General features: G+C 44.3%; 14 protein-coding genes and 1 riboswitch. Of the genes, 8 read left to right on the top strand and 6 right to left on the bottom strand.

Features of this window, described 5'->3' with window-relative positions:
• Window positions 1-58: 58 nt before the first annotated feature.
• From ACIGBN_RS01870 to hldE, 6 genes are all read right to left on the bottom strand, one after another.
• On the bottom strand, window positions 59-775 hold the full coding sequence (locus ACIGBN_RS01870; RefSeq protein ID WP_396663333.1) for an ATP-binding cassette domain-containing protein: 717 nt from the start codon (window positions 773-775) through the stop codon (window positions 59-61).
• Window positions 762-2,366 carry a thiamine/thiamine pyrophosphate ABC transporter permease gene (gene thiP, locus ACIGBN_RS01865; RefSeq protein ID WP_341562464.1) on the bottom strand — a complete coding sequence of 535 codons (1,605 nt, stop codon included), beginning with the start codon at window positions 2,364-2,366 and terminating at the stop codon, window positions 762-764. The genes ACIGBN_RS01870 and thiP overlap by 14 nt, the downstream gene beginning before the upstream one ends.
• Window positions 2,366-3,367 (bottom strand): thiamine ABC transporter substrate binding subunit, encoded by a 1,002-nt coding sequence (thiB, locus tag ACIGBN_RS01860; protein WP_396663330.1) that lies wholly within the window; start codon window positions 3,365-3,367, stop codon window positions 2,366-2,368. Before thiB ends, thiP begins: the two co-directional genes overlap by 1 nt.
• Window positions 3,368-3,411: 44 nt before the next feature.
• A riboswitch (TPP riboswitch) is annotated at window positions 3,412-3,524 on the bottom strand.
• A gap of 24 nt (window positions 3,525-3,548) precedes the next feature.
• Window positions 3,549-4,775, bottom strand: a complete 1,227-nt coding sequence (locus tag ACIGBN_RS01855; RefSeq protein WP_396663328.1) for a 3-deoxy-D-manno-octulosonic acid transferase — start codon at window positions 4,773-4,775, stop codon at window positions 3,549-3,551.
• A 2-nt stretch (window positions 4,776-4,777) separates the two neighbouring features.
• Complete coding sequence (msbA, locus tag ACIGBN_RS01850) at window positions 4,778-6,562, bottom strand: lipid A export permease/ATP-binding protein MsbA (RefSeq protein ID WP_396663326.1); 1,785 nt, start codon at window positions 6,560-6,562, stop codon at window positions 4,778-4,780.
• Window positions 6,563-7,990: a bifunctional D-glycero-beta-D-manno-heptose-7-phosphate kinase/D-glycero-beta-D-manno-heptose 1-phosphate adenylyltransferase HldE gene (gene hldE, locus ACIGBN_RS01845; RefSeq protein ID WP_396663324.1), complete on the bottom strand. Its 1,428-nt coding sequence runs from the start codon at window positions 7,988-7,990 to the stop codon at window positions 6,563-6,565. It lies immediately after the preceding gene.
• Between the two features lie 97 nt (window positions 7,991-8,087).
• Between hldE and ACIGBN_RS01840 the strand changes: the two genes are divergently transcribed.
• From ACIGBN_RS01840 to ACIGBN_RS01805, 8 genes are all read left to right on the top strand, one after another.
• Window positions 8,088-9,230 (top strand): AGE family epimerase/isomerase, encoded by a 1,143-nt coding sequence (locus tag ACIGBN_RS01840; protein ID WP_396663322.1) that lies wholly within the window; start codon window positions 8,088-8,090, stop codon window positions 9,228-9,230.
• Window positions 9,231-9,243: 13 nt separating this feature from the next.
• Window positions 9,244-10,191 (top strand): ADP-glyceromanno-heptose 6-epimerase, encoded by a 948-nt coding sequence (gene rfaD, locus ACIGBN_RS01835; protein WP_133001739.1) that lies wholly within the window; start codon window positions 9,244-9,246, stop codon window positions 10,189-10,191.
• Window positions 10,184-11,185, top strand: coding sequence for a lipopolysaccharide heptosyltransferase II (gene waaF / locus ACIGBN_RS01830; RefSeq protein ID WP_396663320.1), 1,002 nt, complete (start codon window positions 10,184-10,186; stop codon window positions 11,183-11,185). Before rfaD ends, waaF begins: the two co-directional genes overlap by 8 nt.
• Window positions 11,182-12,123, top strand: coding sequence for a glycosyltransferase family 9 protein (locus ACIGBN_RS01825; RefSeq protein ID WP_396663319.1), 942 nt, complete (start codon window positions 11,182-11,184; stop codon window positions 12,121-12,123). Before waaF ends, ACIGBN_RS01825 begins: the two co-directional genes overlap by 4 nt.
• A 10-nt stretch (window positions 12,124-12,133) precedes the next feature.
• Entirely contained in the window at window positions 12,134-12,919 is a 786-nt protein-coding gene (locus tag ACIGBN_RS01820) for a glycosyltransferase family 2 protein (RefSeq protein WP_396663317.1), read from the top strand.
• Between the two features lie 18 nt (window positions 12,920-12,937).
• Window positions 12,938-13,978 carry a glycosyltransferase family 4 protein gene (locus tag ACIGBN_RS01815; RefSeq protein ID WP_396663316.1) on the top strand — a complete coding sequence of 347 codons (1,041 nt, stop codon included), beginning with the start codon at window positions 12,938-12,940 and terminating at the stop codon, window positions 13,976-13,978.
• A 209-nt stretch (window positions 13,979-14,187) separates the two neighbouring features.
• Window positions 14,188-15,132: a hypothetical protein gene (locus tag ACIGBN_RS01810; RefSeq protein ID WP_396663315.1), complete on the top strand. Its 945-nt coding sequence runs from the start codon at window positions 14,188-14,190 to the stop codon at window positions 15,130-15,132.
• A gap of 153 nt (window positions 15,133-15,285) precedes the next feature.
• Window positions 15,286-15,879, top strand: a complete 594-nt coding sequence (locus tag ACIGBN_RS01805; protein ID WP_341566130.1) for a YrbL family protein — start codon at window positions 15,286-15,288, stop codon at window positions 15,877-15,879.
• Window positions 15,880-15,896 lie beyond the last annotated feature (17 nt).

The raw sequence follows: 15,896 nt of genomic DNA, 5'->3' as shown, positions 1-15,896 counted from the left end.
CTCACTTCCATTGTAATAATACGGCCAAACAGTGACCGCGCACGACTCAACAATTAAATCATTTCATCTCATTTGTCGAACGATTTGCCGTGCCAAGGTAATGAGAAAAAGTGCTAGGAATAACATCAGAGGCTAAAACATCGGCCGCTTCATGGGCCACAACTCGACCGCCTGCGATCAACATCACGCGCCCACCGACCAACAAGGCCTCGCTTGGCATGTGGGACACAAAAACCGTCGTCAAATGAAACTCTTTTGTTACATCGTGAACCAGCTTGAGCATCTCTTCTCGTAACATAGGGTCCAAGGCGCTAAAGGGTTCATCTAACAACAAGATGGGTTTTTTACGCACCAACACTCTGGCGATCGCGACCCGCTGCGCCTGCCCACCAGACAAGGCTTGAGGGTATTGATCCCGCTTCGCCATTAACTGTGTTTGCAACAAGGCCCACTCCACTTTTTTCTGCTGCTCATTCGTCAGCCGCATTGACGGCTCAAGTCCCACAGCGACATTCTGCCAAACCGTTAGCTGAGGAAAAAGATTGTCACTTTGAAACAAGGTAGAGATCGGACGTTCAAAAGGCGCTAAGCCTGAAAAATCCTCGCCTTGATAAGACAAGGTTCCGCGTCCTTTCAAATACCCACCAAGTAAATGAAGCAAGGTACTTTTACCTTCCCCACTCGCCCCCAGCAAGGTTGTCATGCCAGGTTCAATAGACACTTGATAGGCGGCATGAAATTGCTCCCAATCGTATTGGAGATTAATCTCTAACATCTGACTTTCCTCCGATAACGCGCGTGGCAAGATAAAACAAAATAAGACAAAGAGAAATCAATATCACCGCAACACAAGCCCCTTCTTCTAAACGGTAAGAACCAACCAACTGGAACAAGTAAAGAGGCAGGGACACCAACCCTTGACTACCAAATAGCGCGATAACCCCCATATCACCCAATGACAACAAGAGTGCATATCCTAACGCTTGAGCCACGCTCGAGCGAATTAACGACCACTCAATTTTAAAGCGCGACCAACCATAAATACCGAGACTCGAATACACATTTCGATAACGCCTCTCTTGCTGGTACAACACGGGCATCAACACCCTAAGCACAAAAGGCAACGCCATCACGGCATTCACCCACACCACCACCCAATAGCTGGATTGCAGTCCGAAACCAAGGCTACGCAATAACAGAAAAAGCCCTGTCGCCAACACAAGCCCGGGCACCATCAAAATCATATTCCCCAAATGCTCTAATTTACTGGGCAAAAAATCCCACCAGCCTCGACCCATTGCCATGCGAGCCAACACCCCAAAGCAGCCCCCTAACAACACACTTAACATGGCCGCAGGCAGCGCTATTTTTAATGACACCCACAACGCCTGCCACGTTGCTGGCGCCAATAAAGTTGGCAAAAATTGGGCTGAGAAAATAGGGTCAAAAATAGCGACAAAAGGGGGGAGCACCAACAGCAGCGCCAGCGTCATGATAAAACCGTCAAAACAACGAGCTACACGCGTGTCTTTGACAAAATAACATTGCGCCCTCAACAAACTAACGTCTTGCTGATTCTTAGGAGCCACTTTATAAATCAAGGTCGCGACCAAGGTACAAATCGCCACCTGAAGAAGCGATAAAAAACTGGCTTTATCCAAATCAAAATCAAAGCGTAGCGCTTGGTAGATAGCAACTTCTAAGGTGCTGGATTTAGGCCCGCCACCTAAACTTAACACCACAGAAAAGCTGGAAAAACAAAGCATAAAGATCAATACAAAAGCGCCTGGCAACACTTTCTTAATGTAAGGCCATTCAATAAGACGAAAGGAGGTTCCTCTTGAAAACCCCAGTTGCGACGCGAGCCGCCATTGGCCAGAAGGGATCAAATCATACCCTTGAATAAGCAAACGCACTGCCAATGGCATATTAAAAAAAACATGCGCCAGCAGAATCCCTAACAAGCCATAAAGGGGCACATGAATCCCCAACCCATCTGCTAGCCAGCCTGAGCGACCATAAACCACCACAATGCCTAAAATTGCCACTATGGTAGGCACCACCATAGACACAGCAAACAGCTGCAACAAAACCCGTTTGCCTTTAAATTCCCGATGACTCAAGCAAGAGGCTACCGGAATAGCAATCAGCAAACTGAGCACGCTACTTAATAGAGCCTGCCACAATGAAAATCGAATAATTCGCCACAAGTAGGCGTCTTGTAAATAGCCTTTCCACTGCGACATGTCCATATGATGTAAAAGAGCCGCCAAACTGGCGGCTCCAACAAGCACAAAAAGCAAGACGCCAATTAACGCGGGCAATAGCCGCACCAACTGACGCATGACTGACAAGCGGTAAATCATTAGCGCGTCGTTGCCTCAAGCCATTCATTTATCCAAGCTTTACGTTGTTGTGCCACCTCATCGGCGTCCAAGGTCAATACCTTGGTAGGTTTAGGCAAGGTATTGAATACCGCCGGCAGCGGTTTGTCTTGCTTGATCACAGGAAACATCCAGTTACCTGTAGCCACCGTGGACTGAAAACCAGGCGTTAAAATAAATGACATAAATTGTTTCGCTAAGGCTGGATGAGGGGCATTTTTTAACATCGCCGCCACTTCCACTTGAGGGTAAAAACCTTCACTCGCAGGCGCGGCTTTATACTGATGTTTCCCTTCTGCGACCACATGATAAGCAGGAGACGTTGTATAACTCAACACGACATCCGACTCACCTTTCAAGAACAGACTGTAACCGTCGTACCAGCCTTTGGTAACCGTCACGGTATGCTTGGCAAGTGTCGCCCACGCATCTGCAGCCTTGTCACCGTATACCGCCTTCATCCAAAGTAATAACCCCAACCCTGGGGTGCTGGTTCTTGGGTCTTGATAAATCACCCGCAGATTTTGATTCTCTACAATGTCCTGCAAACTCGTCGGTGGTGATGACAAGGTTTCTGAGTTATAGATAAAAGCAAAATAGCCTTGATCAAAAGGCACAAAAACCGGGTCTGTCCAAGGTGTGGGGGTCACAACATGACTTGTGTCGACGCCTGACTCTGCCAATAACCCAGTCTGCTTGGCCTTTTGCATTAAATTAAGGTCCAAGCCTAACACCACATCCGCTTCTGAGCTTTTCCCTTCCAGCTGTACCCGAGACAAGATACCAACCGAAGAATCAACCGTTACGAAGTTAACGTCACACCCACATTCCTTTTCAAAATTGGCTTTGATTTTTGGACCTGGCCCCCAATCAGAAGCAAAAGAGTCATAGGTATAAACGTTCAAGGTTTCAGCAAAAGAAGAACTTGAGAAAGACAGTAACGCCCCTGCGATGGCACAGCTGCTTAGTAAAAACTTATTCATTGTGTCGCTCCTAAAAATGAGCGGCGTACAGGGGAAATGGCAAGGAAGGCTTGCTATCTCGATTCCTACGCCAGCATGATCTGGATCAGGTTCAATGGGTTAGCAAAGGCTTCTCAGTTTTGGCTAAAATACAACCAAAACACCCCATGAGATATATAGTGGGACTATTGTAAAGAGTCGTTTAACGGAAGTCTATTTCAGATAAAACCCGTGTGACCGCCCCTTGATTTTGCTGTGCAAAACGCAACGCAGCCTGCCCAAGACGATGACACTGACTGTGTTTGCCTGCCAGTGAAATAACCACCTCTTGTAGCTGATCTGCATTCTGGCAACGAATCGCCCCATGCTGCTTTATCAACTGCTCAGTGATATCCGCAAAGTTAAACGTAAAGGGCCCAACCAATGTGGCACGAGCCAGCAAAGCAGGTTCAATGGGATTATGGCCGCCTCGTTTTACCAAACTGCCACCAACAAAAGCCAAGTCTGCCGCCTGATAATAATGCATCAGTTCACCCATAGAGTCACCGATAACAACGTTAAGCCCCGCCCAACATTGAGGCTCTACCTGACTACGCAAAGCAACCTTGTCAAAATACTCACACGCTAGTTGATACACACTTTGAAAACGCTCTGGATGCCTAGGCACTAGAATCAATAAGGCATCTGGGTACTTTTCCACTAACGCTTGATGGGCTTTTAACAAAGGCTCATCTTCACCATTGTGCGTGCTGCCTGCGGTCCAAACAAACGAGCTCGACATTTGGCGATGCCAGTTTTGTTCAGCCACTGAATCAGGCACACTCAAATCAAACTTAATACTGCCTGTGACCAATACATTATTCGCCCCTAATGCACTGAAGCGCTCCGCATCTGCCTGTGCATGGGCTAAGAAACTGTTCGGCAATGCCATCAAACGCTTCGATAGTCGAGAAAATCTCTGGTACTGCTTAAAGGAGCGTTCACTTAAACGAGCATTCACGATATTGATACGCAAACCTTTTCGCTTCGCCTGAAGGAGAAGGTTTGGCCAAAGCTCTGTTTCCACAATCAGTAAACGATCACACTCAATCTGCTTTAAGGCACGTTTCACCGCACACCGCCAATCCATAGGCAAGTATCGATGAACCGCAAACGGAAACGTTTTTTCGACTTGTTCGGCACCAGTCGGCGTCATTGTGGTGATCAAAATGGGACGCTCAGGGTATTTTTCTACCCATTGAGCCACCAAAGGTCGCACCGCTAACACTTCGCCAACCGACGAACAATGAATCCAAATATCCGCTTTAACCGGCTGCCAAAAACCAAAGGCTTCACGAGCTCGATACGCAGGGTAGCTTTTTCTAAAGCGCCGAACCTTGACTAAGATAAGCGGCGTCAATGCCAACAAGAGAAGACGATAAAGCCACATAATTATTCAGCAACATCGCTAAATTGTTGATTATGAAGCTGTGCATAGGCCCCATTCTTCGCCAACAATTCACTGTGGGAACCCATTTCAACAATTTGGCCATGATCCACGACCGCAATGATATCTGAGTTCTCAATCGTAGACAGTCGATGCGCGATGGCAATAGTCGTACGGTTTTCCATCAATGTGTCTAACGCCTGCTGAATCGCACGCTCAGACTCTGTGTCCAGTGCAGAAGTCGCTTCATCAAGAATCAGGATAGGCGCATTTTTTAGAATCGCTCGGGCGATTGCAAGACGCTGGCGCTGACCACCAGAAAGCAATACGCCGTTTTCTCCCACCAATGTTTGCAAACCAAGCTCTAACTCTTGGATAAAGCCCCAAGCATTCGCGGCTTTTGCGGCTTCAATCACCTCTTCTTCTGAAGCGTCTTTCAAGCCACCGTAAGCAATATTTTCTTGAATAGTGCCATTGAAAAGTACGACTTGCTGGTTAACTAAAGCAATGTTTTTACGCAGATCATCTAGTTGGTAGTCATTGATATTTTCATTATCAATGAACAAGCAACCATCGTTCACATCATAAAAACGCGGAATCAGGTTGGCTAAAGTAGACTTACCACTGCCTGAACGACCAACCAACGCAAGCTTTTTACCAGCGGGCAAGGACAAGGTGACATCACTCAAGGCGTCCTTATCCATTCCAGGGTAACTGAAGGTTAACCCTTTCCAGCTAATGTCCCCTTTCAAGCGATCTGCCGTTTTACTTCCGGTGTCTTTTTCACTGTCCAGATCCAAAAAGGCAAAAATACTCTGCGCTGCAGCAATGCCTTTTTGCAAAATGCTGTTTACTGAGGTCAGTTGGCGCATCGGCTTACTCAACATACCTGCAGCACCGATGAAGGCAACAAAATCACCGGCAGACATACTTGCTGAAATAGCAGGATCTAACGCTAACCAAATCAATAGCGACAAAGAAATCGCAATAACAAACTGAATAATAGGCACATTCAGCGCCTTGGTTAATTCCATTTTCAGTTGTGAGCGACGGTTTTCTTGCACCGCTTTATAAAAGCGTCGAGTTTCGTATTCATTACCGCCAAAAATTTTAATAACCTCATGACCTTTAATCGCTTCAGAGGCCACATCTGTCACACCACCCATGGCATTTTGAATTTTCAGGCTTAATTTACGAAAACGTTTAGAAGCATACCGTACAACCAAGCCGATAATTGGAATCACAAACAAAAATAATAAAGAAAGGCGCCAGTTGATGAACAACATATACCCCAGCAAACCGACAACGGTTAACCCTTCTCGCAAAATCACCTGAATGGCTTGGGTAACAGAATCGATGACTCGCTCTGTGTCGTAGGTTAACTTCGCCAATAAACGGCCGCTTGGCATGTTGTTAAAATAACTGGATGGCAAGGTCACCATTTTATTAAACATGCTGGTTCGCAGGTCAAACACCACGTTATTGGCGACTTTAGCCATGCAGTAACTACCCAAAAAGGTCCCTACCCCACGCACTAAGAAAACACCAAGAATGGCCATTGGGATTAGCATACGCCCTTCAACCACTGTGCCATTTGAGACAACATCTACAATGTACTTAAGCAATGCGGCTAACGCCGGCTGCATGGAAGAGTATAAAATATAGCCAAGCACACTTAATAAGAAATACACTATTGATGGCTTTACGTAGCCTAATAACCTGAAATACAGTGACATCCCAGACGCGGTTTCTTGTTGTTTTTTCACATTCAATGTCGTTTCGTCTTGCATTTAAAGATTTGCCTTCTCAATAATGGAGGTTGTTGAATAACCATCAACAAAGGTCAATACTTTTACCTCACCACCATGGGACAGTACATGCTCTGCACCTACTATGCTCTCAATGGTGTAATCACCGCCTTTTACCAATACATCTGGACTTAGCGCTTCGATTATTTCTTTTGGCGTGTCTTCATCAAACCAGGTCACCCAATCAATCGCGCCAACGCCTTCCAACACAGCCATACGATGTTCTAGGTTATTAATCGGTCGCTTCTCGCCTTTTAAGCGTTTCACTGATGCATCGGTGTTCACCGCAACGATTAATCGATCCCCCAAAGCCTTGGCTTGTTTCATGTACGCTACATGGCCAGGATGGAGAATATCAAAACAACCGTTGGTGAAAACCACTTTTTCACCGCTCACTTGAGCCAATTTGATTTGCTCAAGTACTTCCGTAGGCGATAACACACCAAAATTTGTCGTACGATTACGCTGATACATGATGGCATCAAGCTGCTCGGCGTTAATAGACGCGGTTCCCAACTTACCCACCACATACCCTGCGGCTTGGTTGGCATACTCTACAGCGTCAATAAAACGTTTACTGGTGACATAAACAGCGGTCAACACCGCCACTACAGTGTCTCCTGCACCAGTAACATCGAACACTTCTTTTGCCGCTGTCGCCAGTGAGTATGGTGGCTTGTTATCACTTAATAGTATTAAACCGTCTTCACCACGGGTGACCAATAAAGCATCCCAACCAAACTGTTCACGCAGCGCCTTGGCTTTTTCTTCCAACTCTTTAACTGAGCTGCACTTGCCAACAATATTTTCAAACTCTAATAAGTTAGGCTTAACCAGAGTTGCCCCTTTATAGATAGAAAAGTCATCGCCTTTCGGGTCTATAAAACTTGGGACATCGACTGCATTCGATAATTGAATCAACGTCTGTACATCCGCCAAACAGCCTTTGGCGTAATCGGAATAAATCACCGCGTCGGCATTAGGCAGACAGGCTTTTACCATAGTAGCGACAGCGTCATTTTGAGATAGACTGTCTTCTCGCTCTTCAAAGTCCAAGCGAATCAACTGCTGATGACGACTCATCACACGCAGCTTGGTAATGGTAGGCAAGGCATCGGAATAGACAAACTGACAGTTCACGCCTTCTGCTTCTAAACAGCGCGTCAATACTTCGGCGTTTTCATCTTTACCAACCACACCAACCAAGGTCACGGCTACGCCAAGTTTAGCAAGTCCAAGAGCGACATTCGCTGCTCCGCCAGGTCGGTCTTCAATAGTAGAGACTTTTACTACCTGCACAGGGGCTTCTGGTGAAATTCGAGAGGTGCCACCATGCCAGTAGCGATCCAACATGACATCGCCCACAACGAGGATGTGTTTATCCTTAAAATTCAAATATGAAGAGTTCATAGCCACATAATAATCGATTTTTGAGAGCGCTCATCCTATCATACTCACTCAATAAGTTGGACATACCTACATCACAAGTAATAAGGCAAATTTACTCATGCTGAATCCCCCCCTAACTTCCTGTAAAAACTTCCTTTTTGATCAGCTACTCGCTAACTGGGCAAAGCATGGTATTGACCAAAATTTGGGCTTTAGCTATGAGAGTATGAATCACGACTGGAGCCGAAACAAAGTAGGTCGTGTACGCTTGCTAACACAATGTCGCCAACTGTATACCTTCAGTCATGCGGCCAGCATGAGCAACAATGAACAATGGCGCGCCCAGTTACCGCCTCTGTTTGATTTTATTATTCACCACTATTTTCAAGACGAACGCTGGATATTCTCACTCAACGATGACCTATCCATAAAGGACACTCAATCGGATGCCTATGCATTAGCCTTCGTACTCTTGTCTTTTAGCCATTATTACACCCTCACAAAAGATCAACGTGCTCTTGATTTGATGAAGAAAACACATTGTTTTCTGATCAAGCACATGTCGGCTAAGTCCGGTGGTTTTTATGAAGCCTTTCCTGTTGATCCCACTCAATTGCGTCGACAAAACCCTCATATGCATTTGCTTGAAGGTTACATCGCCGCTTATGAAGCCACTCAAGACGACACATACAAAACACAAATCGGGGCATTACTAACACTGGCCCTTGAGCATTTTTACGAGAAAAAAACAAAGACCTTACGAGAATTTTTCACTCTAGATTGGCAACTTCACCCTAAAACAGGCCATCAAGTCGAGCCAGGACATCATTTCGAATGGGTCTGGCTGCTGTTTCAAGCCAATAAAATTCTTCCAAACTCAGACTATACTGAGTTGGCGCAACATCTTTGGCTTACCGCATCGCGCCATGGTCTAGCAGATAACGGTGGCGTTTATAACCAAATAGATGGCAATGACTACACCCCCATAGACAAAGAAAAACGCATTTGGCCGATCACCGAATACCTAAAAGCCATTACGGTCATGCCGATCGGCAAGGAAGAAAAAGTCATGCGCATCACTGAAGCGCTAAACTTCCTTCAAGATCATTACTTTATCGAAAACGGTCGTTGGAATGAGTACCTTGACGCTGACAACCAGCCGAAAGACTTCCCGCTACCAGGCACCAGCAGCTATCACATTTTTCTCGGCCTCGCCGAAGTGATAAGATGGCAACAATCTCATTCCGATTTTACTCTCTGAGGAAGAACAATTTATGTATATCGTAACTGGCGGCGCTGGCTTTATCGGCAGCAATATTATTAAAGCCTTAAATAACAAAGGCATCAGCAACATCCTATTGGTTGACGACCTGACTGACGGCAAGAAATGCCTCAATTTATCCGACCTAGATATCGCAGATTACATGGACATGTACGATTTCTTAGACGCCATAAAAAATGACACTCTAAACATTAAACCTACAGCGGTTTTCCACGAAGGCGCTTGTTCTGCGACCACTGAGTGGAATGGCAAATATGTCATGGATGTAAACTACCAATATTCCAAAGCGGTATTGGATTTTTGTTTAAAGCACGGCGCTGCATTTTCCTACGCATCGTCGGCATCGGTTTATGGTTCTGGTCCTGTTTTCCAAGAATCCCGTGAAAACGAAAAACCATTAAACATGTACGCATACTCTAAGTTTCAGTTCGACCAATACATTCGTGCTGTTTTACCAACAGCAAAAAGCCAAATTGTCGGCTTTCGTTACTTTAATGTTTACGGCCCTCGTGAACAGCACAAAGGCAGTATGGCAAGCGTTGCGTTTCATTTGCGCAATCAAGTACTGGAAGGTGAAAACCCTAAATTATTCGGCGCTTACGATGGCTATGAAGCCGGCGGCCAAAGCCGTGACTTCATCTACGTAGAAGATCTAGTAAATACTAAACTTTGGTTTATGGAGAATGGCGATAAGTCGGGGATTTTCAACCTGGGTACCGGTAATGCTGAACCGTTTCGCACCATTGCTGAAACCGTGATTGAGCATTACGGAAAAGGCGAAATCGAATACATTCCTTTCCCAGAACACTTGAAAGGTGCTTACCAAAGTTTCACTCAGGCAGACATCCAAAAGTTACGAGACGCAGGCTACCCTGGTACTTTCCGCGGCCTAGCAAAAGGCGTACAAGATTACCTAACATGGCTTGATTCAAATGGCTAAATACTTAATTGTCGGCCCTTCTTGGGTCGGTGACATGGTAATGGCGCAAAGCCTCTTTATCACCCTAAAAGAGCGTGATAAAGGGGCGATTATTGATGTTATTGGGCCTAACTGGTCATCGCCTATTTTAGCGAGAATGCCTGAGGTCCGTAATGCCATCACCTTACCAACAGGGCATGGCGAATGGGGAATTAGCACCCGCAGACAGCTGGGCAAATCCTTACGCAGCGAGCACTATGACCACGCCATAGTGATACCCCGTTCCTGGAAGTCGGCCTTAGTACCCTTTTTTGCCAAAGCCAAACACCGAGTTGGGTTTACCGGTGAGCAGCGCTACTTTTTATTGAATGAACGCCGTAAGCTTGATAAGAACATATTAAATCAAACCGTGAAGCGATTTACTTCTCTTGGTCTACCTAGTGAAGAGGCGTACCCACCTAAAACATTGCCTTACCCAGCATTACGAGTCGACCCTAACAATCAAAAAGCCTTGTTTAATACTTACCAATTGCCAGATCGCCCAGCGATTGCCTTAATGGCAGGAGCAGAATTTGGCCCTTCTAAGCAATGGCCTATCGCTTATTTCCACGAGTTAGCAGAGAAAGCCATCCAGGCGGGTTATCAAATATGGGTACTAGGTGGCCCTAAAGACGCTGAAGATGGCGCGAATATCACCAAAGGATTGGGAGAGTATGCTTTCAATTTATGCGGGAAGACCAAGCTTGTTGACGCGATAGATCTACTTGCCGCCGCTGAAAAAGCCGTCAGCAATGACTCAGGGCTGATGCATGTCGCCGCTTCCGTGGGCACTGAGGTGCATGGTATCTATGGTTCAACCAGTGAGTTATTCACACCACCATTGACTGACAATAAGACGATACACAACTTGCACCTAGAGTGCTCTCCGTGCTTTAAACGCACCTGCCCTCTTGGTCACACAAACTGCCAAAACCAACTCACTCCTGACATAATCGCAAGATCCGTACTGACATGACGAATATTGTATTGCTCAGAAACCGGCCTCATTTCGGCGCTCAAATCACCACACTCCCAGCGTTAAGGCTATTTAGTCAACGCCATTGTGGTGATGACCCCCTTATTCTTCTATCAAGACATAAGGTCAGCTGGGTATTCCAACAATTCCCCTGGATAGAAAGTACAATACATTCTACAAATTACCTAGCTGAGCTCAAAGCGCTCTCTAATGGCAGCAACCTCTTAAACTTAAGGCCGAGTAATCGCTTTCCAGTTTTGCTTTATAAGACCATTAAAAATGGTCAGATCTTTGATTTGGTGAATAGTGAAGCCGCAGGTTTACCTGCTCATCAATACAGCATTCTGAATGAAGAAGAGTACCGAGCACTCAACTATCTTAAAATATTCACTCAGGATAAAGCCGAGCTATCAGAAGCCCTCGCTTTGCCTTTTTATGAACTCGCCGAATCATCCAGCCTTACCATTAACAAGCAAGTCATTAATGTATTGGTCATGCCAGGTAGCGGTGGTGGAGAACACAAAAAGTGGGGGTTATTAAATTACCTTAAAGTAAGCAAGAAAATAGCTGAGCAATCGGGGGAAAAATGTCACCTCCACGTTCTGCTTGGCCCAGATGAAACAGAAGAAATCCAGCTGATGAATAACTTATTGGCAACCTCTAAAGACCTGTTTTTACACACCGCACTGCCCATTAAAGATATTTGTAAATTGGTGTCGCTCTGCGACTTAACCATAGCTAACGATTGCGGACCATCTCATATCGCCCAATGTATGCAAAGACCGTACATTGGGCTATTTAAAGAAGCTAATCCTGAATGGTTTCTAACGCACCCTAAATCCATTAAAGTGACACCACACCAAAACCAAGACATTAAAACAATCAGCATTAAGCTGGTTACAGAACACGCTATCAATCTATTAAAGCATTCATACTAAAGAGCCAAACATGAATATTTCAGGCAACATAATCACCCTTAACGAAGAAAACAACATCGCTGCTTGTATCGAATCCATGCAAAGCGTTTGTGACGACATTGTGGTGGTTGACTCAGGAAGCACCGACAGAACGGTCGAAATTGCCCAGCGTTCAGGAGCAACGGTTGTCCATCAAGCCTATTTAGGGGATGGTATTCAAAAAAATGTGGCTTTATCTCATACCAAACACAACTGGGTTCTCAGCCTTGACGCTGATGAACGCCTAACGCCTGAAATGTCCCTCGCTATCAGCCAACTGGATTTATCTTCAGCATCGGTCGAAGGCTTCTCATTCCGTCGCCAAAATATGATAGGCAGTCGCTGGATTAAGCAGTGCGGATGGTACCCAGATCGCTGCATACGTCTTTACAATACCGACAAAACTCGCTTTGCCGATGTCAAACAACATTCCAGCGTACAGGCCAAATCTGTACAAGAAATTAACGCTGACATTATTCATTTTTCCTTTAAGAATATAGGCGAATTGTTCGCTAAGCCGGGACGTAACTTCAGTGGCCGTGCCGCTAAAATAATGTATGCGAAAGGCAAAAAAGCCAACGCTTTTTCCCCCTTCTTACATGGCCTCAATGCGTTTATTCGTAAGTATATTTTTCAACGGGGTTTTTTAGGCGGTGTGGATGGAATGACTGTCGCATTAAGCTCGGCGATTAATAGCTATTTGAAATACGCAAAACTACTTGAATATCAACGTGATCCCAGCGTGACGAAACAAGACGATTTCAACAATATTTGGTAATCAACTAGGCCCCCTATTTTGACTAATACTCTTACTATTATGCACGTCAACCTTGCAAAAGGGTTTCGTGGCGGCGAAAGGCAAACTGAGCTATTAATAACCGCACTTGCTAAACATTTTGATGTCACGCAAATCGTGGCCTGCCGAGATGACTCACCGTTACGAGACAGATTAAAGCTGATAAATAAGGTGACCTTTCTAACGGCCAACCACCAGCTTGATGGTCATTTCAGCGCACCAAAAGTCGATATAGTGCATGCTCATGAAGCCAAAGCCGTTCATTGGGCTTACTTACATAAACTGTTGCGTAAAACCCCTTACCTTTTAACTCGACGTGTTGACACACCGATTAAAGATAAATGGTCAAACACTCGTTCTTACCAAAATGCACTTTTTCGCGTTGGTATATCGAGCTTAATCGCCAACCATATCCGAGATAAGGGCTGGGGCGATGTGGAGCAGATACCGAGTACCTTGGCGCACTTAGAACGCCATAAAGAAGAAGGGGAGAAGTTTAGATCCCTCTTTCCCGGCAAAGTCATCATTGGTCACGTTGGCGCACTAGTCGACCGACATAAAGGGCAAAAAGTGTTACTCGATGCCGCGGTGAAGCTGGAAAAAACTCACCCTGAATTCCACTTCGTCTTCTTTGGTGACGGCGCAGATAAAGACGAACTCAAAGCCTATTCAGAAAAGAGCAGCAATGTAACTTGGATGGGGTTCAAGCCCAATATTGGGGATTATTTACCCTTTTTTGACCTCTTCGCCTTTCCATCAAGAAACGAAGGGCTTGGCTCCACCCTATTGGATGTCATGGACGCGGGCGTGCCTATTATCGCCTCTGACGTTGGTGGCATTCCAGATATTGTCATCCACCAAGAAACTGGGTTGTTAGTGCCAGCTAATGACAGTGAAGCGCTTAAAGAGGCCATCGTAACCCTCTCTTGCAACAAAGCCTTGCAACAGTCTCTGGTCGCTGGCGCGACTGCTCGCCTTGAAAACTACACCCCGAAAAAAATGGCTGAGCGCTATTTGGCCCTATACAAAAAGGGGCAGTAAGTTTGAGTATACTTGGTAAATATGCGTATCTATCCTGCATATTTACCAGCCATTCTCCTTAATATATCCCTATAAGTAGCAAGGTAGCTAAACAGCGAGTAAACATAACCATAACGCTACTAAAAGGATGATTAATAAATACAAACGTTTTATCATCCCCTGTAATTAATGCATGTTTAGCGCATCTTACTTTCATTCAAACAGTGACCATGACTAATCTTCTTAATAAAATCTTAACAACTTTAATTTCTCAGAGTCACTTTAGACTCTCTATTTTACCGTTTCAAAAAGAGCAAGATACGCTCAACAAGGTCATATACTTAGAACATAAGAATTTAGTTTTATTGCTAAAGACAATAAAAGACTTTTGTAGAAAAGAATCTATTAGTTTTGTTTTTTATAACAAGAACCATCATCAAAAAACCCTATCAATCGTCTCGCCAAACATTGATGAGGTTGCGCAACTTCATATAGAGCTCTTAGCCTCTGAGAGGTTAGTAAGAAGCAAAACACAACTACCCACTAAAAAAAATGCCTGCTTCCTATGGAACAAAATACGTAATGTTAAGATTTTTAAAAACAATTTCATCTGCCTTATTGGCCCTGATGGCGTAGGCAAAAGCACCATCGCTTCTGTCATTCAACAAGACACCCCTTCTAAACCGCTTCGCTATAAAAGTGTTTTCCGTAGATCCCTTACTTATAAAGTCCTCTATTCCCTACAACAGAGAAAATATACATCGAAAAATAATTACGATGATTTACACCCCAATGCGGTTTTAATTTCCTCTCTATTACGACTTTATATCAAATCAATACTGTCTTTTTTTTCAACAAAAAAAATCCTCTGTGATCGCTACACTAATGATCATCTCGCCTCTCACTTGAGAGCCGAAGCCCCTCCAAAATCCAGCCAGAAGATCTCGATTAAGAGCAGATTTATTCCTGCACCAAAAACAATCATTCAGTTAGACGCTCCTGCCGATGTCATTTTATCTAGAAGAAATGAGCTTTCAGAGCAAACCATCAATTTTCTCAGCCATTTTTACTTAGAAAGCTCTGTCCTGATAAGGCCCAATAAAATCATATACTTCAATACAGACATTCCTTTTGAAGACACTCAAAAGCTGACTATCAAGCTGCTTTCTGTATAAGTTTTCCCTTCTCCATTCAAGAATCGCCATTAAAAAAGTGAACAAAATGTGAATGTAAGATGGAAGATCTATCTTCTCCCTCAAAAAAAATGAAAAATAAATAAAAAAAACTTAACATCCCAGTAACAAATATATGTTTAGGGTGTGCTTACCATGACTTCTTTCAGTTTAGCCTTACCAAAAGACAAACCACTTTTTCTTAAAGAATCCGATTTTATTGGCAAAGGAAATGAGCGAGCTTGCTACACCAACCCTTTGAATAGAGACTTGTGTGTAAAAGTTCAAAGAAGAAAACACAGAAGTCAAAATAAAATAGAAAAATACTATTACACAAAATTAAAAAAAAGAAAAAACCTATCCCCTTTCCTTTCTGAATTCTATGGTGAAGTAACAACCAACATGGGAGAAGGGTTAGTCTTTGAAAAGGTTACAGATAACGACGGCACTTCAAGCCAGTCTATTTATTCGTTATTAAAAAATAAAATCATTTCTGAGACTGAAGCTAAAGAGATACTAGGTACTGTTTTTCAAGATCTATATAAAAACGCCATTTTGTTGGGTGACGTAACAAAAGACCAGATCCTTTTGAAAAAAACAGAAAATGGCTATGTTCCCAAAATCATTGATGGATTAGGTACCAGACGCTACGGCCTGAAACTATTTCTTGTGAGCAATATAAAAGCATTGGCTCGGTTCAAATTGGTCAAACGCTGGAAAACATTAGAACACTCTCTAGGTATGGCATAGCTTTTTAGATGACGTGA

Source organism: Marinomonas sp. NPDC078689 (assembly GCF_044542435.1).
GTDB classification, from domain to species: domain Bacteria; phylum Pseudomonadota; class Gammaproteobacteria; order Pseudomonadales; family Marinomonadaceae; genus Marinomonas; species Marinomonas arenicola.
Note: the sequence above shows the minus strand (reverse complement) of the source record. Positions and strands in the feature narration are given on the sequence as shown.